The organism is Myroides odoratus (assembly GCF_001549985.1).
Taxonomy (GTDB): domain Bacteria; phylum Bacteroidota; class Bacteroidia; order Flavobacteriales; family Flavobacteriaceae; genus Flavobacterium; species Flavobacterium odoratum_A.
This window is the reverse complement of sequence record NZ_LROZ01000024.1, coordinates 23,948-45,443: the sequence shown is the minus strand read 5'-3', so window position 1 is coordinate 45,443 and position 21,496 is coordinate 23,948. Positions and strand designations below refer to the sequence as shown.

Genomic DNA, 21,496 nt, shown 5'->3' with positions numbered 1-21,496 from the left:
CTCAATTAAAACGTCACCCCTAAGGTCACGCCTAAATAGTTGTTTTGTTTATTTGTTTTAAAATCTAACTGATGGTAAGTAATAGCTACAAACATCGGTGCTTTTTTCACTTTTTCAATGGCGTATTTCACTGTAGTTCCCCAATAAATATAATCAGAAGAAAGGTATTCAAAATCATTCAACAGCCAATCTTTCATTGCCTCTTTCGTAGTTGCAAGATTTAATTGATTCTTAGCCTGACTCGTTTTTCTATAGGTGAATGTAGGTTCAACTGCTAATGTTGTCGTTGCAGTCAAAGTTTGTGTATAAGCTAGATTTATACCATAATAGGTATAGGTGAAATTTTGTTTTGAATTTACTTCACGAAGTAATTCTGAAGTTTTTTGATACTTCCAAAAAGGTTGAACGATCAATTGACTTTGTGTAAAATTCACTTCATACATTCCTTCAATTAAATGATGGGTATCCGTATACTTATACAATTTCTTTTCCAACAGTTTTTCCAATCCTTTTGCATCATTATCGGTGTAGTAGACTTCAATTCCTGTCTTCTCGCCTTTTGAAAACTTGTACTTGATTCCTAGTTGATCTTCATCCAAAGTAAAAAACTTCATGAAATAGAGGTTGTAATAGTCTTCTTCTAATCGATTCGTTTCCGCATCATTATCTGAATTTTTCAAGGATGTCCCTGTACTAAATCTTTTGAGTCTAGTACTTCCTTTCGTTGCCCCAATAATAAAATTGAATGCTTTATTTTCAACATCCATTCCATATTCGTACCCACTTCGTTCTATACTCGTCCCTGTACTTTTTCCGCTAAAATACCTACTCCATGTTCCAAGTCCATTCATTTGATACAAGGCTGCTTTCTGCGCTTGATTGGCAAATGTTATTGCTGTATTTTGTGTATAATTAGTAAATACCCCTAGAGCACTAACCGTCCAGTTATCGGTTATATCATATCCTATACCACCTTTTATTTTCATGTGAGAAGAAATGCTCTTAGGTCTTGGGTCTCTACTTTTATACCCTAAATGCGCTTGATAACTAGCTTCTAAACCCAATGAAAATCGCTGTATCTTTTTTGCATAGCCTCCAGCAAACTCATAAGCTTCATATTTCATGCTGTTACTTGTAGAATCAGCAAGAACATAGGGTCCAAGAAGTTCTACGTCGAGATTATTATTCCATTGCAATCCTTTCTGTGTATTTTTTTTGTAGACAACAGTTCCCCAAATACTGCGGTTATTGCTTAATTTTTTATACGACGAAGCTGCAATTTGAATTCCCTCTACTCCAGATCCTTCTTGCAATTGATACAGATCTTTTTGAGATTTTTGATACCCCACTAGAATATCAGAAAATGAAAAATTACTATAATCCAGCTGGTGTACTGGATTATAGTAATAGTCTTTTTTAAATATTTGTTCGGATTGTTGTTGTATTACGATGCGATCATAGGCTGACAATTGATCTTGCGCCTGTATTGTGTTTATCCCGCTAACGAAACACAACATCCAAAAAATAGCGTACTTATTCAAGATGATCTTTTATTAATGTACAATTCCGTTTTTAAAACTTGCCTCAGCATCACGTATAAAATCTATGGTAGAATTGTTCGTGTCTTTGTACATATTCTTTCCATTCTCCATTTTTCCTACTACTTTACGACGAATTGTTTTTCCAAAACGACTAGGATCAGACTCAATCTTACCACAACCTGTCCAACCACTATCAATAGAAGCATCTAAAGTATTGTGTACCCATTTTTCAGTGATAGCTGAATTTACTCCATCTAAGATCCACGTATTTAGTATTTTTAATGTTTTCTTTTTGGTGATATTACCCGCTTTATTTAAGTATTCATACTCATACATATAATCTGCAATCCAATTATCTACTGTTACCCCTTCAGGGAAACGAGCAATTGCATAACTTTCTGCTCCTTGGCTATGTAAGAAAAACATATTGTAATTCATTTTGGTATAGATAACTACAGCATTGGGAACTGCAGGATTATCTACTTGCCCTAAATGTGGATTATCTAAATTTGGAAATTCATAATCTGCTCCAGTTAAATCAAAAGCAGGGATGTTCGGTTGCTTGTGATTTTGAGCAATGTCAGCAATCACAATAAAATCTCCTGGTTGTACCTCTTTCGAATAAGCCTCAGGAATCATCAATACCGCTTGCACAGCAAATGCTTCACTCTTAATATCCGGTGTAACATTGTGGTTCAATGTGGTATTAAATTCTGATTGACAAATCAATAATCCCCCCGTTTTTAAAACTTTATCTGTATTGTTAGTCAATTTAAAATAACGTCCATTGTTGTATGGTTTTCCTTCTACTGTTTTTACTCCAGTAAAGAACACTTCTTCAATAATAAAGTCTTCACTAAATGCTTTAATAATTAAATCAATCGCAAGCGTTTGTTCATTTTGCACTAAATCAACAGCTGTATTTCCTCCAACCTCAACTTCTTCTCCATTTTTCAATACTACTTTTCCATTCACTGAAATTTTATATGATCCTTTATCTAAAACAATAGATGTAGTTGGTGCTGTAATTATTTTATCTCCTTTTGCTCCAGAATTTGTTTCTAAGAACTCGATGGTTAGTCCCGGTACTGATTCAATATCCACTCCTTGAAAAGAGATATTCAACGTACTTTTTTGCTGCTGTGTATTTTCACTGCTACTATCATCACTACTACATGCAGTTGTAACAAATGTTAAGCTCAACATAGCTAAACACAGGGTAAGTAAACTTTTCTTCATTTTGATGTATGTATTAAAAATTATATGTAAGTTCCATTCCGAAATACGGGTTTGTCGTATTTTTTCGATATATTTTGGTTTTATTAAAGGTATAAGGACTCATATAGGCATAAAGCTTATTGACAAATAAAGAGGCTTTGATTTCTTTATAAATTCGCTTGGATACTTTTAAATTCACTTGAAGGTCAAAAGTGTAATGTCTATTTAAATTATCCGTAGAAGATACATTGCGCACCAACCATTGTAAATAAGCATCTTTTCGATCTGCATCTGTAAATTCATGGATAACTCCATCGACTCCAAAATAGCTTAGGGGTTGATCTTGCTTCCATTCTCTCGTATCATCATTAAACAATACCCCCTGAAAAGAAGCTGAAATATTCATATCCAATGCAGGAAGATATGTATCGACAACCAGGTTGTAATTCATCCCATTAATCTTATTCCCATCTGCATTTTTGTAAATACCGACAAGCGCATAATCTTGTCCAGCCAATGAAGCACTTGGTTTTTCTTGAACTGGAATCGTATTGGTATAGAGCGTTTCAAACCATGCACCACTCAGCGTAAATCGAGTGTTAATTCCCTCAAATCTAGGAGAAGTATAACCGAATTCGATTCCTTTCTTATAGGTACTACTTCCATTTTCTCTTCGTCCATTTCCTTGAAGTACTTTTCGCTCCTCATAAGGAAGATGCTCAATATTTGGTTTCTCTGTTAAATGATCTAAATCAATTCCTGAAGTATCATAGCGTTTATAGCTATATGTTTTGTATGCATTTACACTTCTAAACCCATTCGGCATTTTTTCATCAAAATAGTTAATAAAAAATTCGTGTTTTGCATAACTAAGATCTAATCGAATTTCTTTTTTCGTATTTTTTGCGGCAACTAATTGATAGTTAGTCAAATCTTCCACATAGGTCATATAATTGACTGCTTGATAAGCAGTATTAGCGGGTTTAAAATTCAATTGGGTAAAATCACTATATGTTTTGTTAGGATATAGCATTAATCCAGTAGGCTGTTTATACAACTCTCCATACCCTAGGGTTACATCTGTTTTCAATACATGCTCCCCTAAAGTAACTTTAGGCAGTCCCCATTGCAACATAAAACGAGGTTCCAAATAGATTTTCTTACTTAAATCAAAGTTGTGATTTAGTCCCAGCATTTTTGAAATACGAAGACCTCCGTACAATCCAAAATTGTTTTCTCCCAAAGACCAACTCACTTGATCTCCAGCAAAAAAAGCAATATTTTGATAGGCAGGGATATCGCTATAAGCTCGTGGTCTTGTAGACGATTTCGTTGAAGGTGGAGTCAATAAATCATACATTTCTCCGCGTCCATAATTATGGGAATATTTGTAATCTATTCCAAGCTCAAGGTTATGATTCAAGATTCCTGATTGAAATCCCATCACAGTTTCTAGTTTTCCATTAATATTCAATGGACGCCCTTCTGTTTTGGTATGAGATACAAAACTCAAATCAGGAAAGAACCCATCATTTACCCCTTCTTCTGTGGCAATTGATACGGATGTAGGGCCACTATATTGTACAAAAACACTTTGTTTGATATCTTCAATTCCTTGGTTGACATTCGTAGTTAGTTTAATTTGCTTAAACAATCCTCCTGGTTGGAATTTATAATTGAAATTATTGGAAAAACTAATTTTCTGACGGCGATTTTGATAAGAATCTGTCGCTAAATAATCTGTATCTGGGTCTACTTTTACCTCATCAATATTGATACTGTAATCTAAATTAGAACGCCATTCCAGAGTATTTCCGAACCATTCGAACGTTTTCTTTGAGCGAATAGATCCATTAACACGTTTGTATGTTTCATAAACATCTCGAGGATCGGATAAGGCATCCAAATAATCTAAACTCGCATTTAAACTCCAAGTTGGGGAAACTGTAAATCCTTTTGCTAGGTAGTAAGATTTACTGAACTCATCTGCCTTAACTCGAGCTTGCCATTTTGTATAACCACTTTTTCGGTGAATCAAGACCAATCCAGAAGTTAAATCTCCATAACCCACTGTAGGAATACCACGTATAATTTCTACACTTTCAATATCGTTCGTTGATAGCATACGCATATCCATCCCATATCCATTGGTACTTCTTGAACTTGCTCCACTCTGATTATCTTTCACCGCTTGTAGCATATCCATATTGGAGTTTAACACATTGCCGTCCATGACAAACTGTACGCCTAAAGCACTCGTAGCATACCCTGAAATACTTGGCCCAAATTCACGAATGCGAATAACATTCGTTCGGGTTAAATTCGGTGTCTGAGCCAATCCACCAGGTAATAGTTCCATCAAATCAGCAAAGCTAGAAGGCTGTAAATGCTCCATAGCCTTTCGATTAATCACCGATGTAGAAGAAAGCCCTTTACCTTCTTCTGCGGTTATAATTACTTCTTGCAACTCCTTGACTAGAGGGGTAAGAACTACGCCAATCATCTGCTTTGCAAGTAAGTCTTTTGTATATTGCTGACTTTGGTAGCCAATATGAAAATACTGGATTTGATATTGATCCGGCACAACCTGAAAATAGGCCATCCCTTTTTCATCCGTTAAACCAATATAATTGTGTAGATTATTTTTGATGGAAACTGTTACTTCAGCAATTCCTTGTTGTTGTTCATCGGTAACAGCAACTTGAACCTCAACTGAATTTTGTGCGATAACAATCGTTGTAAAGCAAAAAAAGAAAATAATTAAGTTTGCTTTCATGAATGTAAAGTGCTTATTCATATTATGCATCACCAAGTGATTTAAACTTTCGTTATGCAAATGTATTTTGTATTCACCTCTCAACCAACTTATTTAGACTAAATTGAAACAACAAAATGTTAATTTCTAAAATCCTAAGAAATTCCAAAAAATCAAACTCATTTTCACAACAACTTTATTAAAATAATAGTGTACTATTTTTTATATCTAAAAATAACAACGTAGAAAAAAAGCACAATTTGTCTATTTCTTAAATTTCATCCTCTTTTTTTTCACTTTTATAAAAAAAGAACCTCAATTTCATCAAAAACCAACCACTTTTCGTCTTTTTTATGTCCTTTTGCTATATGTTTTAGTCTCTTATTTTATCCTTTTCAGCAAATTGGCAGAAAAAGCGTGTTTACTGTCCTTTATACCTCAACTGCTCTTTTTATCTTTGTATCAGCAATTTAAAATAAGATGGACGCAATACTACACCATATTGGCTTTTTACTTCTACCGCAAACCCAACTGATGGATTTTGCGGGTCCGAGTGATGTATTTCACACGGCCAACCAAGTAGCCACGGCTCATTTAAATTCCACAAGAAAACAGTATCAAATTCATTTGATTTCGAGTACAAAGGAGCTAAAAATAAAAACGAGCGCAGGTATTGAAGTTCAGTGTGATTACACGATTCATAATCTAAATATCCCCCTAGACACCTTATTACTCACAGGATCTAAATCGGATCTTTCACAAACCTATGATCCTACTTTATTGCATTGGATTAAGGGAATTTATCCAACCTTACAAAGGATAGGATCGATTTGTATTGGTGCTTTTTTATTCGCTCAAACAGGGCTGTTGTATAACAAAAAAGCAACAACTCATTGGCAATTTGCTTCTGCATTTCGACAGCTATATCCCACAGTGAAACTCGATTATCATCAAATTTATACCAAGGATGGCAATAGGTACACTTCAGGAGGAATTACCTCTGGTATTGACTTAGCCTTGGCTTTAGTAGAAGAAGATCACGGTCAGCTCGTTGCTGCTGATGTATCTCGTTATTTAGTTGTTCATTTAAAGCGCAATAATCCGCAAACTACATACAGTACACTTCTCCCCCTGGATAGTGAACTAACCCCTTTGGTTCTAAAAGTAAAACAGTATATCACAGAACATTTCAAAACGCAAGTCATACGCCAAGTGGAAATAGCAGAGTTTGTTTGTATGAGTGAACGAAACTTTGCTCGGGTTTTCAAAAAAGAAGCAAGTATGACAGCAGGTGCGTTTTACGATCGTTTGCGCATTGAATATGCAAAAAGGCTACTTGAATCTAGTGATTTATCCATTGCTACTATTGCTCAAACCTCAGGATTTTCATCGGATACTATTTTTCGCAAAGCGTTCATCAAATTAGTACAAGTACCCCCCACACAATACAGAATCAGTTTCCAATCAACAGGAATCCACAACGCATAAAAACAACTTAATTCATTCTATAACACGCAATACAGGCATTGAAAGAACTTCGATTACTCCTTTATTGCCTAAAATCAACTGCCTATGACAGCCCAAAATCAGCCTTTACATGTTGCTTTTCTTATTTACAATCAAGTAGAAGTACTTGATCTCAATGGTCCATTAGATGTATTTGTCAAAGCAAATGTATTAAAACCAAACACCTATATTCCTTATTTGGTTTCAGCAAATAAAGACCTTGTACATACGGAGAGCAACACCATGCAGATTCTTCCTCAATATAGTTTCGCTGATTGTCCCAAACCTGACATCCTCGTTGTACCTGGTGCCAATCCCGATATTGTTCTTGCTTATTTACAAGACGAACAATTTCAACAGACTTACACCGTCTGGATTACAGAACAACATCAACAAGGAGCGCTATTGTTTACCGTTTGTACTGGCAGTTTGCTCTTAAGTAATACCAATCTTTTTGATGGTTTAGCAATCACAACCCACTTTTTAGGATTGGATACTTTACAAGAGCGCTGCCCCAAAGCTCATGTTCAACGAGGTGTTCGTTTTGTAGATCAAGATCAAGTGTTAACCACCGCAGGAATTACCGCAGGAATTGATGGGGCCTTACATCTCGTGAGCAAACACCTTGACCCAACAATAAGCAAAACCATTCAACAACTTTTCGAATATCCTACATTGTAAACAACAAATAGCAAGCGACTCTAAAAGTCACTTGCTATTTTCTTATAAAAAAATTAATCAGTCTTTCTTTTCTATTCACATTAATACTTGATATTTGTCTTTTATTCCTATTCAACTAAATATAAATCTATGTCCGTTCATACTATCTTAAACAGCAAAGAATATAAAGCCAAAGAAAAAACACAGCTCTTGTGTGACGGCCTCTTGGCCAACTCTTTACCTTTATCCGATTTTATAGCGGAAATACAACTTGTAAAAGACGCTGCAAAAGCGACATGCATTGAAGCTTTAGCCCATGCAGCACAAAAGAATCCAAAGCTAATAACAGAAGAAGCTTTGATCATGCTCCTTGATTGTTTATCAAGTAAAGCAGCTCGAGTAAAATGGGAATCAGCCCAAGCCATTGGCTACACTATTCCAAATTACCCTCATCAAGTAGACTATGCGATACAGCAACTGATAGCGAATATTAATGACGAAGGTACAGTTGTCCGATGGAGCATTGCTTTTGCCTTGGGGGAAATTGTAAAAATGAATCACCCTTCCACTATTTCTTTGATATCTTTACTCCAACAACAAATTGAAAAAGAAGAAAAGAAAAGCATTCAAAAAATATACCAGCAAGCGCTCAAACAAGTAGATTCGCGCTTTTAATAAAACAACTATGAAAACAATACCCACACCAGAATGGCTAACAACCTATGAGCAAAAGAAAGGTTTATTAGTCTCTCCGACGAATTTCAATCACTATTTTAGTGCTTCAGAAATTTGCAACAGAAAACTGTTTCACCTTTCCCTCGGAAATATTAACTTCCCAACAGGTCATATCCTTGTTCGCGATCCCTTAGTTTATTTAAAAGAGGATGAGCAACCTTATTTTATTCCAGTAGCTGCGGGGAAACATCCCCTTACCATTTTAGTGATGGAAGTAGAGGAAGATCATTATCGCTATGTTGCTTTTCGAGTAAAGCTAACCGATCGACCAGCAGTTCAACACTTAGAAGCTTTACTTGGTCATGAAAACATTGACAATTTAGATGAAGGTGAATATTTTGGATTCAATGTAGATGCTGGATTAGCAACCATTGTAGATGAAAAAACGAAAGATGCCTATTGCGCTTTTGAGCAACAATGGTTAGTGGCTCATCCAGGAGGCAATATCTACGATGATTACTTGGCTGCTGAATTTAAGAAGAGTTATGAAAATTCCCCCCAGTACCAAAGGCCTGGAGGAGATTGGATCAACTTTGAAATTCCAGGAACAGACTTAACGATTCCGATGATTCAAAGTGGCTATGGTGATGGGGCTTATCCCGTTTATTTTGGTTATGATGAAAACAACGAAGTTTGTGAAATCGTTGTTCAATTTATTGATATTGAATTGACGTTTGAAGACGAAGAAGCATAAAAAAAGTCGCCTAAGGGCGACTTTTTTAATCATATCGAATAGCCTTTACCGGCGATATTTTTGTAATTAAATACGAAGGAATCAACAAAACAAGCATGGCTATAACAATTACTCCTGCATTTAATAACACCACATCAGTCAGGCGAATTAACACCGGGGCTTCCCGAACATAATAAGACGTTGGATCCAGCTTAATAATTCCTGTATATTTTTGCAGGAAAAGCAATCCTAGACCGATTCCATTACCATACAAAAGCCCTTTTCCAATGAGATAAAATGCATTGTATAAAAATATTTTTCTCACACTCCAATTTGTTGCTCCCAATGCTTTCAACATACCAATCATTTGAGTGCGTTCTAAAATCAATACCAACAAAGCGACAATCATATTAATTGACGCTACGGCAATCATGATGATAATGATGACCTTGATATTAAAATCAAACATATCCAACCATCCAAAAATATTTTCATACTTCTCTACGATGGTTTTACTATCAACAGTTGAAGGTAAATTCAAGTAAATTTCACTGCCTTTTTCTTCTATCTGATCAAAATTGTTCAACAGAACTTCAAAACCACCTACCTCATTTTCTGTCCAACGATTTAAACGCTGTACATGGCGTAAATCACCTAAAATAATATTTTCATCAAACTGCTGTAATCCAGAATTATATAATCCTACAATCTCAAATTGACGAATATTAGGCACTTTATTTCCCCAATCTTTCATAAAGTACGTATTGACCTTATCTCCTAATTTAAATCCTAGTCGATTTGCAATATAAGTAGACATTAAAATCTCATTACTCATGCCTTCTTTTTCAAAAACAGGCAAACGACCTTGTTCTATGTATTCCGCTATTTCATCAAATTGATACTCTGCCGTTACTCCTTTATATACAATTCCTTCAAAAGCATATTCTGTACGAATAATTCCCGCTTTAGAAGCAAAAGGTTGTACTGTACGAACTCCATCAATATTATCAAATTGAGGATAAAACTTTTGATTTAATTCAATGGGTTTAAGCGTAATATCTGTTATATTAGAATCATATTTAGTAATTACAATATGACTGCTAAAAGCTGAAATTTTATCTCTAATTTTGTGTTTTAAACCTAAACCTGTAGCCACAGAGACCAACATCATTATAATCCCTAACGCAATTGCTGTGATAGCGATTTTAATAATTGGAGCAGATACACTACTTTTATGGTTCTTTGTAGTTACTAAGCGTTTAGCTATAAAATATTCTAATTTCAACTTTGTTATGATATCAAATTCAACAGTCAAAAATACATTATTATTCTTAGTAACGCTATTGATTTATAGTGTAAATTCTTATTCTTTTTCCGTTGAGAAAAAAGCAATTGACGAAGGTTCTGTTCCTACAATTATCGTGGGTGCTGAAAATACAGCTGCTTATTTTAACTTACTACAAAATAAGAAAGTAGGAGTTCTCACCAATCAGACAGGCGTTGTCCGTCCAGATGTATCGGTGAACACCTATGTTTCAACTGTTGATTTTTTGTTGCAAAATAAAATCAAAGTCACCAAGATATACGCCCCTGAACACGGTTTTAGAGGTACAGCAGATGCGGGTGAATTAATCAAAGATGGGAAAGATACCCAAACGGGACTCCCTATTATTTCTCTTTATGGCAACAGCAAAAAACCATCCAAAGAACAACTAGCGGGTATTGATGTCTTGGTCTTTGACTTACAAGATGTAGGAGCTAGATTTTACACCTATATTTCTTCGTTGCACTACGTCATGGAAGCTTGTGCAGAAAATAATATCTCCATTGTTGTATTGGATCGTCCAAATCCGAATATTTCTATAGTTGATGGTCCGATATTGGAGATGCAAAACAAGAGTTTTGTGGGAATGCACCCCATCCCTACCCTACATGGAATGACAATAGGAGAATACGCCATGATGATTAACGGTGAAAAATGGTTAAACAACGGTATTCAGGCTGACTTAACTGTTATTCCAAACTTGAATTACAATAGACAAATGAGTTACAGCCTTCCTGTATCTCCTTCTCCTAATTTACCAAATGACCAAGCGATTAATTTATATGCGAGTTTGTGCTTTTTTGAAGGAACCAACGTGAGCTCAGGACGCGGAACAAATTTGCAGTTTCAGGTTTATGGTTCTCCGTTTTTACAACAAATGCCTTATAGCTTCACACCAAAGCCCAATGCTGGTGCAAAGGATCCGATGAATAATGGCAAATTGTGCTATGGAGAAAACTTATCTCAAATCAATCCAGTAACTCGATTGGAATTAACTTGGCTTTTAAAAGCTTATCATCAATCCAAAAACAAGGATAAATTCTTTACTAATTTCTTTATCAAATTAGCTGGAACGGATGCATTAAAACAGCAAATCATCGCAGGAAAAACAGAAGATGAAATACGTCAAACTTGGCAATCGGGATTACGTACTTTCGAACATACACGAGCTCCTTACCTCTTATATTCAAATTAATCTCCTCTTCTTATGAAACAACTGCTGTTTTCTCGTAGAACACTCCTTAGTATAGCTATCGCCATTGTAAGTATTACTTCAATCGCTATGTTATTTCTAAGTATTTCCATCAACAGCAGCTACGAAGAAACGTATCAAGATATCATCAAAAAAAGCTTCAACCATCGCAAAAATGCCTTAGAAGAAGAGTTTAAAATGATTGATACGCAACTGACCATGTTAACGGATGTTGCACAACAAACTCCTTTTGGTCAGCTCGATTCCAAATACGAAGTCATCAACGAATTACAGCATTATCACAACATCCCTAGTTATAATTGGTATGTTGTTGTTGATTCTGCTCAACATATCGAAGAGCATAACCTCACCACTACCTCCTTATTACCTATTGACCAACCCCTTATACAAGAATTGATTCAAAATAAAAACGAAACGAAAGTCAATCATTTTGTCCGTATCAATGGTAATTTATATTGGATATGTTGGAATAGTATACAACGAGAAAATAAGCGAATCTTAACGGGGTTTATCTTTGATTTAAAGGAATTACACAAACACTTGACCACAATAGATATTACAACGCCTAACTACGCCTATATTTTTGCTACAGATGGTACTTGTATTTATCACCCTGAATTGGATTTAGTTGGAAAAAACATCTTTGAAGTTTCTTCTACAACGAGTCAAGATACTACAGCAAATAAGGATAATAAATCCACACCTAAAGTAGTTCAATCTGAGTTTTTACAACTCGAAGTATATCGCTTTTTCACTGCTTTTAATTCGGAAACATTTAAAGGATACATCAGCATTAACTTTCCCAAAGTCAATGTCGATGAAAATGTAATTCCCTTGAAGCGCAATACCTATTTAATTTTTATCAGTTCAATTTCTATCATTTTACTTTTGCTTTATTTTTTCAATCAAGAGAGTAAACGTGCCTATAGAGAGAAAGAGAAACTTGCGGTAGAACAAGAGAAGTTAAATAAAGAAAAGGCCTTGATGCAGTTGAAACAATTGAAAAATCAAATTAATCCTCATTTTCTTTTCAACTCACTCCATTCGCTCTATATGCTGATTATGCTTGATAGTGAACAGGCACAAAAGTTCACTTTAAATTTGAGCAATACGTATCGTTACCTCATTCAATCCCCTGCCAGTAATTTAGTCGAATTGGATCAGGAGCTAAAATTTATTGAACAATATATTGCCTTACAAAGCATTCGTTTTCCCAAAGAGCTTCACTTTGAAGTACTAGATAAACGTCAAGCGCCTACAAAAACGAAACTTCCTTATCTCGCTCTACAAATTGCAGTGGAAAATGCAATGAAACACAATATTGCGACTTTAGATGCGCCTTTGTCTATTCAAATTATATTGACCAATGAGTCTGCAACCGTTGTGAATAATATCCAACTCAAAGAGCAAAAAGAAGAAAGTGAAGGGTTTGGCTTATTTTATATTGCCTCGATTTACCAATATTATCAAGTGCAAGCGTACCAAGCCTATTCACAAAACGAGACTTTTATTTGTGTATTTCCTTTGCTCAATTGTTAAAATATCCATTCACTCCCGAAATAAATCCACTCACTCCTGAAAATTTTAAGTTTAACGAGAACTGCTTTAGCTTTATCCCTTACTTAACTTAAACTTAACATTGTAATGAATCGAAACACGGTTAAACTAAGTATCAGTACTTTAGCATTACTGGGTTGTTTGACACAAACGCCAACAGGCTTGTTATATGCCAAAGACAAGAAGACTGAAAAGAAAGCAGAGAAGGGAAAAGACAAAGAAAAAGACTCTACTGATACGAAAGAGAACAATTACGCTGATTTAATAAAAAAGGGAACTTACACCAAAGGACTATTTAATGTTATTCAAGTCAAAACGGATGTTTATTTTGAAATACCGGATAGTTTATTAAACCGTCAGTTTTTGTTGGTAAACAAACTTTCACAAGTGCCATTAGAGATTAATGATGCTGGGGCGAATAAGGGGATGAACTATGAGAACAAATTAATTACGTTTCACAAAGACACCGTAGCAAATAAAATTTGGGTAAAGACCGAAACGCCTCGTGTATCTTCACCAAAAGAAGATGCGATTACGCGATCTGTTACAGATAACTTTATTGAATCAGTTTTAGAGGTTTTTGATATTGAAACACAGAATCCAGATTCTACAGCAACTGTTATTAAGGTAAACAAAGTTTTTGATGGAAATCAAAAGAGTTTCAATGATGTTTTATCGGGATTAAGTTTACCTACTTCCATTAAAACGAATTTATCATATATCGAAGGAATCAAAACATTCCCTGAGAATATTGTGGTAAAGTCAATGATGACAACGACTGTAAACGAAGGTTCGGGTGATGTACCTGTTTCTATGGGTGTTACGACGAATATTGTACTTTTGTCTAAAGAACCGATGCAACCGAGAATTGCAGATAAACGCGTGGGATTCTTTACAGAAAAACATTGGTATTTCAGCGATGCTCAGCACAAAATGGACGAAAAGGAATTCATCACCAAATGGAGAATGGAACCTAAAGAGGAAGATATAGAGCGCTACCTTCGTGGAGAATTAGTAGAACCTAAAAAACCAATTGTATATTATATTGACCCAGCAACTCCTCCTCAGTGGCGAGAAAAAATTATTGCGGGTGTTCACGATTGGCAAGTTGCTTTTGAGCAAGCAGGATTCAAAAATGCAATTCTGGCAAAAGAACCTACAGCAGAAGACAAAGATTTTGATGTAGATGATGTGCGTTATTCTGTAATTACCTATGCAGCATCACCAAAATCAAATGCAATGGGACCATCAGTTATTGATCCACGTAGTGGAGAGATTATTGAATCAGATATTATTTGGTGGCACAACGTAATGACCTCGGTTCACAGCTGGATGCGTATTCAAACTGGACCAATAGATGCAAAAGCAAGAGCAAATAAATTTAGCGATGACCATATGGGAGATGCCATACGCTTTGTTTCTTCTCATGAAGTTGGACATACCTTCGGATTGAAACACAATATGGGGGCTTCATTTGCTTTTCCTGTAGATTCACTGCGTTCTAAGACATTTACGGATCAAATGGGGGGAACTGCTCCTTCTATTATGGATTATGCTCGTTATAATTATGTAGCTCAACCAGAAGATAAAGTAACGGCTATCACTCCTCAAATTGGTTTATACGATAAGTATGCGATTGAATGGGGATACCGTTGGTACCCAACACAAGAAGAAGAGAAAAAAGCGTTGCGTAAAATGATTGAAGATCATCAAGATGATCCGATGTATTTTTACGGAGAACAACAAAGCTACTTGAACATTGTCGATCCACGATCTCAATCAGAAGATTTAGGAAACGATGCAATGAAAGCAAGTGAATATGGTTTAAAAAATTTAAAAATAGTAGTAGATAATATTATTCCATGGACCTATGACCAAGGAGAAGATTATTATGAAGCTGGAAAATTATACATGGGTGCTATTGGACAATGGCAAATGTATAATCAACATGTTTTGTCGAACATTGGTGGTGTTTATTTAGATCATGCTGTATATGGAAACAACAAAAAAGCATATCAACCCGTGCCTTACGAAACACAGAAAAGAGCCGTTGAATATTTGAGCAAACATGTGCTTACCATTCCAAACTGGTTATTTTTCAATGACATCAATGAAAAAACGTACAGCTTAAAAGATTCTCCGGTTGGTCCATATGAATATTCCCCCTACTCTTTGGCAAGAGAATTACAGTATACAGCAATTTACCATATGTTAATGGATGAACGCCTACTTCGTTTGTTAGAAGGTGAAGCCTTACAAACGCAAACGCAAGGTGAAAAAGTCTATACTGTTCAAGAGCTATTCAATCAATTGAGAAGTGAGATCTTTGCTCCTACTAAAAAAGGGAAATCACTGTCAATTTTAGAGCGAATGACACAGAAGAATTACGTAGATGCGCTAATTATTGATGTGAACAAACTATTTGAAAAAACAAACAAAAAAGGATTAATTCTTGACCAATCTTTACAAATGCCAACCTTATGTAGAGTTTCGTTGAACGACGATCAGTTGCGCAACATCAACTATACCGTAATGAAACGCGTTTCAGAGGTTACAAGTTACAAGAAAGGTGAATTATTCGCTATTCAAAAACTTGTTCACAAAAAAGCAAAATCAGGTGATGCAGCGACAAGAGCACACTATGCTGATTTAGCAAACAGAATTAATCAAGCATTAGGTATTTAAAAACTAACAGCCTTACATATTCAAGAAAATGAAAAAACTATTTCTTTTATTTTCGTTCTTTACCCTAACTCTTGTTCTAGCACAAGAGAAAAGAACGATCACAGGTTTTGTTCAAGATGCAAGCGACAAATCAGGATTACCTGGAGCATCTGTTATTGTTGAAACACAAAGTGTATCAACAGAAACGGGGCAGAAAGGAATCATTGAAAGTACAAGTATTGGAACAATGACTGATTTCGATGGTAATTTTACCCTTGATGTTCCAAAAGAAACAAAAGCCATTCGCGTAAGCTTTATTGGCTATGCTTCTAAATTAATCAATTTAACCACTAAAACACATTATAGTGTTGCTTTAGGAACAGATGAAAACATCTTAAATGAAGTGGTTATTACAGGTTACCAAACGATTGAAAAACGTAAATTAACTTCTTCTGTTGCTCAAATTAGCATGGCTGATATTGAACAAACAGGAGTTGCCAGTGTGGATCAAATGTTAGCCGGTCAAATTGCAGGGGTTGCTGTTACTACACCAACAGGAGCACCCGGTGGGCCAGCTAAGATTAGAATTCGTGGTACAGCTTCTTTAAACGGACCACAAGATCCATTATGGGTAATTGATGGAATGCCTTTAGAAGGAAACAATGTACCTAACTTTAACGATAAAGATAATATCGATCAATTACAAAACTTTTCTATCGCAGGTTTAAACCCAGATGATATCTTAGACATTACCATCCTTAAAGATGCTTCTGCTACTGCTATCTACGGAGCAAGAGCGGCAAATGGAGTAATTGTAATTACAACGAAAAAAGGAAAGAAAGGGGCGATGAAAGTAAACTTTACAGCCAATACTTTCGTAAATGAGCGCCCTCAATTCTCTAAGTTAAACTTGATGAATGCTTCTGAAAAAGTAGATTTAGAATTGATGCTTGCAGGACGTTCAGATATCGATAATGCTCGCTCACGTCAAGGAGAAGTTGCGCGTATTTTAAATAGAAACAACGAATTAGACGCTTATAGAAACGGAGGATTTGGCTCTTTATCTCAAGAAAGTCAAAATGCTATTAATCGATTGAGATTAGTAGATACAGATTGGGGGAAAGAATTATACCGTCCTACCTTCAACAAACAATATGGATTAAGTTTATCGGGTGGAGGTGATCTTTCGGATTACTACTTCTCCCTAGGATACTACGATGAAGAAGGAGCAACGATTGGAACTGGATTTGAACGTTACAATATTACGTTGAAAAACAACTTTCACTTGACAGACAAACTAACCGCTGGTATAGCTTTATTTGGAACACAATCCAATAAAACCAATTTCATTGCAGATGCTGACGCAAGCGTGAATCCCGCAAACTACTCAAGAAATGCCAATCCTTATTTAAAACCTTACAATGAGGATGGAAGCTTTCAATATGATCCAGATATCAATGGTTTTGGAGACGCTTATATTCCTTTCAACTTCTTAGAAGAAAGACAAAATACAAGCTACGAATTAAAAAACCAGTCATTGAAAGCTATTTTTGATTTGAACTATCAAATTTTAGATGACTTAAAATTAACCTCTCAATTGGGTTTACAAATTGACAATAGTGATACGGAAAAATACTTAGGTCAAGAAACGTATAACACGCGTAAATTTAGAGAAGGTACAAGATATTATGACAGTTCTGCAAAAGAATTCAAATACTTCTTACCTGATGGTGGAATTATTGAAAACTTTACCGATAAATACTTCCAATACAACTGGAAAACCCAAGCCATGTACAACACCATCATCAATGATCTACACGAAATTGATGTAATGGCGGGTATGGAAATCAGAAAAGAAGAAAGAAAACAAATCAAATCAAAAGGCTTTGGTTATGATCCGTTAACCTTAACAACAAAACCGATCTTATTCCCTCAAGGAAATTCTGAAGCAACACAAAAGAAATACGAGACATATAGAAGAACAAAAGGAGAAGATGCCTATGCTTCTTTCTTCGCTACAGCTTCTTATACGTATGATAGAAAATATACTGTATTTGGAAGTGTACGTTACGATGGTTCCAACCTATTTGGTGTAGATCCTAAATATAGATATTTACCTTTATGGGCTATTTCAGGTTCATGGTTAGCATCCAATGAGAAGTTCATGGAGAATGTTGATTTCATCAGCAATTTACGTCTACGTGCTTCTTATGGTTTACAAGGAAATGTGGATCGTACAACTTCTCCTTTCGTAATTGGGGAATATAGTACTTCTTCTATCTTACCTGGTTATCCAGAAAGTACAATTCAGGTAAATAACTTGCCAAATGGTACATTGAGATGGGAAAAAACTACGAATACAAACGTTGGTTTTGACTTAGGTTTATTCAATAATAGAATTGCCATTGAATTTGATGCATACAATAGAAAAAGTACAGACTTAATTGGATTACGTGCTTTGCCTTTTGAAACAGGTTTTGAGTTTACCAATATGAACTGGGCACAAGTAACCAACAAAGGATATGAAATTTCATTGACTACCAGAAATATTGTACGCCCCAACTTCTCATGGAGTACAACGTTCAACTTTGCACACAACAAGAGTAGAGTTGATCGTATCCAAGTAAATGATGGAGAATATTTACCATCAAGAGAAGGACATGCTGTAAACTCTGCTTTTGTATTGAAAACTGCAGGGTTAGATGAAAAAGGAAATATTTTATTCTGGCAAGATGGAGAAAAAGTATCGGCTAAAGAGTTTTTCCAATTATATGATTCTTGGGAAGAAATTATGCCAGGTTATATGGTTGACTCTAAATTGACACCTGAACAATCAAGAGAATTGTTTACTTATGCTGGAGATAGAGACCCTAAATTTACTGGAGGTATCATCAATACATTCAAAATCAACAATTTTGACTTCACTATTTCTGCTGCGTTCAACTTAAAACAGATGGTAACACGTACACCTTCTTATAATTCAGCTTTAGTTGACCCAGGAAGAAACTATACTAAAGAAGTATTAGACATGTGGACTCCGATCAATACTGGAGGAACTTTACCAGGATTAACTGGAAATGACGCGTATGATGGAACAGACAACTGGATGTTGACAAAATGGTTTGATTACGGTGGAGCACCTATTAACTATTACAACTATCTAGATATTTGGACAAAAGAAACTAGTTATATTCGTATTAGTAGCTTGCGTTTAGGCTATACTTTACCAAGAGCAGTATTAGATAAATTGCGTTTAGAAAATGTGCGTTTTACTGTTGAAGGAAGAAACCTATTTGTATTTGGAACTGATTACAAAGGGTACTTTGATCCAGAAACGTATGGAAACATTTACGCACAACCAATCCAAAGATCATTCTCTTTAGGATTAAACATAACCTTCTAATCTTTGAGTATCATGAAAAAATTAGTTTTAATAATCGGATGTCTAACTTTAGCTTTATCAACAATAAGTTGTGATAAGTTCTTAGATATTGAACCAGAAGGAAAAATTATTCCAAAAACAACAGATGATTATAGAAAATTAATGACATCTGCTTACTTTGCATACCCTCGTCACAAGGCTCTAACGACCATACGAACAGATGAAGTTCAAGTACCAGTAATGGACAACAGTGACTTTGCTGAAATTCGTGATGTATTTGTATACAATGATCAAAGTCCAAGTGATGGTACAAGAGAGTATGGGTACCAAGACTTATACAAAGTTATTTTCTATGCCAACCAAACCATTAACGATGGTACAGGGACAATGCAAACGGGCGATGCGAAAGAGCAATTATTAGGTGAGGCTCATGCGCTACGTGCTATGGCATATTTCGATTTAGTAAACTTCTTTGCTAAGCCGTTTGATCCAGCTACGGCTGCGACAGAACCAGGTATTGTCATCTTAAACGAAGTAGATTTAGATAATAAAAGACCTAAATCAACCGTAGCAGAAGTATACAACCAAATTCATTTGGATATCGATGCTGCTAAAGCAAAATTAAAAGTAATGACTTATGATGCGGGCGCAAATTACCGTTTTTCTAAGTTAGCTCTTTTTGCTTTAGAAGCACGTGTAAATCTATACCAAAAGAAATTTGAAGCTGCAATTTTGAGTGCTCAAAGTGCATTAGCAATCAAAAATACACTACAAAACTTAAATGCAGATACCAAGGAATCTGTTGCTCACTTCAAATCCGTAGAATCAATTATGAATTTAGAAGATGTATTTAAAACATCATATAAATCATTTGTTTTTGCCTCTGAAGAATTAAAAGCAAGTTATGATCAAGTAAACGATCTTCGATATACTTCTTCTTTTGATGATTTAAATGGTAATCTAGTCTTGGTTAAAACAGGAAATGGAGATACTAAAATTTCCTTCCGAACAGCTGAGTTATACTTCATCAAAGCGGAAGCTTATATCTTCTTAAATCAATTAGATCAAGCAACAGCAACCCTTCAGCCGATTATCGAAAATCGTTACAAAGCGGAAGCTGCAACTGCTGTCCTTGAACAACTAAAATCGTTCGACCAAACAGCATACAAAAAATATATCCTAGAAGAGCGTTTCAGAGAGTTTGCCTTTGAAGGTCAACGTTGGTTTGACTTGAGAAGATTAGATCAAAAGAAAATTGTTCACAAACTAGGTAACGAAGAATTTACACTACAACAAAACGATCCGCGTTATACGTTGCCTTTCCCACGAAAAGCAAGAGAAAACAACCCAAATTTATAGCCGGTGACACTGCAAAAAGCTACCAGAAATGGTAGCTTTTTTTATGGTCTATCTTCACCGAAAAAAATCTCATTTTTAGAACGGCTAACTTTTTAGTACTTTTACCAAAAAAAAGTGCGTATAGCCATAGTTGAAGATGAAGCTCTAGCAGCAAATTATCTAAAGAAATTATTACTTACCCAAGACATCCTTCCTGTTGCGGTTCATGATATTGTCATGCTTTCTTCTATCAAAGAAGCGACGACTTTCTTTTTTCAACATACCGTTGATCTTATCTTCATGGATATTCACTTAGGCGATGGAAAAAGTTTAGAAATCTTTGATAAAATTGCAGTTAAAAGCCCAGTTGTTTTTATTACAGCTTATGATAACTACGCCATTGAAGCCTTCAAACAATTTGCTATAGGATATATACTCAAGCCTTTTGATAAATATGCACTAGACGAGGTGCTCCTCAAATATGTAACCATTACCAAGCGTTTACAAGAAGAACAACTTCCTAAACAGGAAAACGCAGAAACAGCGAATAATAAACTTAAAGATCGTTTTTTAATTCACGATGGACACCGATTAAAATCAATAGAAACCCCAGAAATAGCTTATTTATTTGCTTCTGGTAAACATTTATTTTTACATACCTTTCAAGAGGAACGCTTCATTTATGACGATACTATTAAAGATGTCATTGACAAATTAGATGCTAAAACTTTCTTTAAAATTAATCGCAGTTTTATTGTCAATATCCACGCAATCAAAGAAGTTATTCGCCATACAAGCCAGAAAATAGAACTGGTTTTAAACGTACAAAGTGACGACCAATACCCTATTTTCGTTAGCAAAGCACACATTCCCTTATTGAAAGATTGGTTGAGTTAAATTGCAATTCATCGCACTTCACCTTGTTTTTTT

Annotated in this window: 14 protein-coding genes; 10 read left to right on the top strand and 4 right to left on the bottom strand. The window is 35.3% G+C overall.

The genetic code is table 11. From position 1 onward, the window contains the following. Positions 1 to 5: 5 nt before the first annotated feature. The 3 genes from AWV75_RS16965 to AWV75_RS16955 are packed head-to-tail and all read right to left on the bottom strand — an operon-like array spanning position 6 to position 5,565. Entirely contained in the window at positions 6 to 1,541 is a 1,536-nt protein-coding gene (locus AWV75_RS16965; RefSeq protein ID WP_060875494.1) for a DUF6850 family outer membrane beta-barrel protein, read from the bottom strand. A gap of 12 nt (positions 1,542 to 1,553) precedes the next feature. Then, on the bottom strand, positions 1,554 to 2,780 hold the full coding sequence (locus tag AWV75_RS16960) for a DUF4876 domain-containing protein (protein ID WP_060875493.1): 1,227 nt from the start codon (positions 2,778 to 2,780) through the stop codon (positions 1,554 to 1,556). Between the two features lie 13 nt (positions 2,781 to 2,793). After that, on the bottom strand, positions 2,794 to 5,565 hold the full coding sequence (locus tag AWV75_RS16955) for a TonB-dependent receptor plug domain-containing protein (RefSeq protein ID WP_060875492.1): 2,772 nt from the start codon (positions 5,563 to 5,565) through the stop codon (positions 2,794 to 2,796). Between the two features lie 429 nt (positions 5,566 to 5,994). Between AWV75_RS16955 and AWV75_RS16950 the strand changes: the two genes are divergently transcribed. From AWV75_RS16950 to AWV75_RS16935, 4 genes are all read left to right on the top strand, one after another. Next, positions 5,995 to 7,002 carry a GlxA family transcriptional regulator gene (locus AWV75_RS16950; RefSeq protein WP_060875491.1) on the top strand — a complete coding sequence of 336 codons (1,008 nt, stop codon included), beginning with the start codon at positions 5,995 to 5,997 and terminating at the stop codon, positions 7,000 to 7,002. Between the two features lie 84 nt (positions 7,003 to 7,086). After that, a complete protein-coding gene (locus AWV75_RS16945; protein ID WP_060875490.1) occupies positions 7,087 to 7,701 on the top strand; it encodes a DJ-1/PfpI family protein in 615 nt (204 codons plus the stop codon). A 129-nt stretch (positions 7,702 to 7,830) separates the two neighbouring features. Then, positions 7,831 to 8,355 (top strand): HEAT repeat domain-containing protein, encoded by a 525-nt coding sequence (locus AWV75_RS16940; RefSeq protein WP_060875489.1) that lies wholly within the window; start codon positions 7,831 to 7,833, stop codon positions 8,353 to 8,355. Positions 8,356 to 8,365: 10 nt separating this feature from the next. After that, entirely contained in the window at positions 8,366 to 9,109 is a 744-nt protein-coding gene (locus tag AWV75_RS16935) for a DUF4241 domain-containing protein (RefSeq protein WP_060875488.1), read from the top strand. Positions 9,110 to 9,134: 25 nt separating this feature from the next. On the opposite strand, the gene AWV75_RS16930 is transcribed toward AWV75_RS16935, so the two are convergent. Next, positions 9,135 to 10,373 (bottom strand): ABC transporter permease, encoded by a 1,239-nt coding sequence (locus tag AWV75_RS16930; protein WP_060875487.1) that lies wholly within the window; start codon positions 10,371 to 10,373, stop codon positions 9,135 to 9,137. Between the two features lie 7 nt (positions 10,374 to 10,380). On the opposite strand from AWV75_RS16930, the gene AWV75_RS16925 reads away from it, so the two are divergent. The 6 genes from AWV75_RS16925 to AWV75_RS16900 all read left to right on the top strand — a co-directional run bounded on the left by AWV75_RS16925 (position 10,381) and on the right by AWV75_RS16900 (position 21,463). Then, a complete protein-coding gene (locus AWV75_RS16925; RefSeq protein ID WP_060875486.1) occupies positions 10,381 to 11,607 on the top strand; it encodes an exo-beta-N-acetylmuramidase NamZ family protein in 1,227 nt (408 codons plus the stop codon). A 12-nt stretch (positions 11,608 to 11,619) separates the two neighbouring features. Continuing rightward, the gene (locus AWV75_RS16920) at positions 11,620 to 13,164 is read left to right on the top strand and encodes a histidine kinase (RefSeq protein ID WP_060875485.1); all 1,545 of its coding nucleotides are present in this window, start codon (positions 11,620 to 11,622) and stop codon (positions 13,162 to 13,164) included. A 105-nt stretch (positions 13,165 to 13,269) separates the two neighbouring features. Further along, positions 13,270 to 15,867: a zinc-dependent metalloprotease gene (locus AWV75_RS16915; protein ID WP_060875484.1), complete on the top strand. Its 2,598-nt coding sequence runs from the start codon at positions 13,270 to 13,272 to the stop codon at positions 15,865 to 15,867. A gap of 28 nt (positions 15,868 to 15,895) precedes the next feature. Then, complete coding sequence (locus AWV75_RS16910; RefSeq protein ID WP_060875483.1) at positions 15,896 to 19,249, top strand: SusC/RagA family TonB-linked outer membrane protein; 3,354 nt, start codon at positions 15,896 to 15,898, stop codon at positions 19,247 to 19,249. Positions 19,250 to 19,261: 12 nt separating this feature from the next. Continuing rightward, complete coding sequence (locus AWV75_RS16905; RefSeq protein ID WP_060875482.1) at positions 19,262 to 20,587, top strand: RagB/SusD family nutrient uptake outer membrane protein; 1,326 nt, start codon at positions 19,262 to 19,264, stop codon at positions 20,585 to 20,587. 114 nt (positions 20,588 to 20,701) lie between these two features. Next, the gene (locus AWV75_RS16900) at positions 20,702 to 21,463 is read left to right on the top strand and encodes a LytR/AlgR family response regulator transcription factor (protein WP_060875481.1); all 762 of its coding nucleotides are present in this window, start codon (positions 20,702 to 20,704) and stop codon (positions 21,461 to 21,463) included. The last annotated feature ends 33 nt before the right edge of the window (positions 21,464 to 21,496 follow it).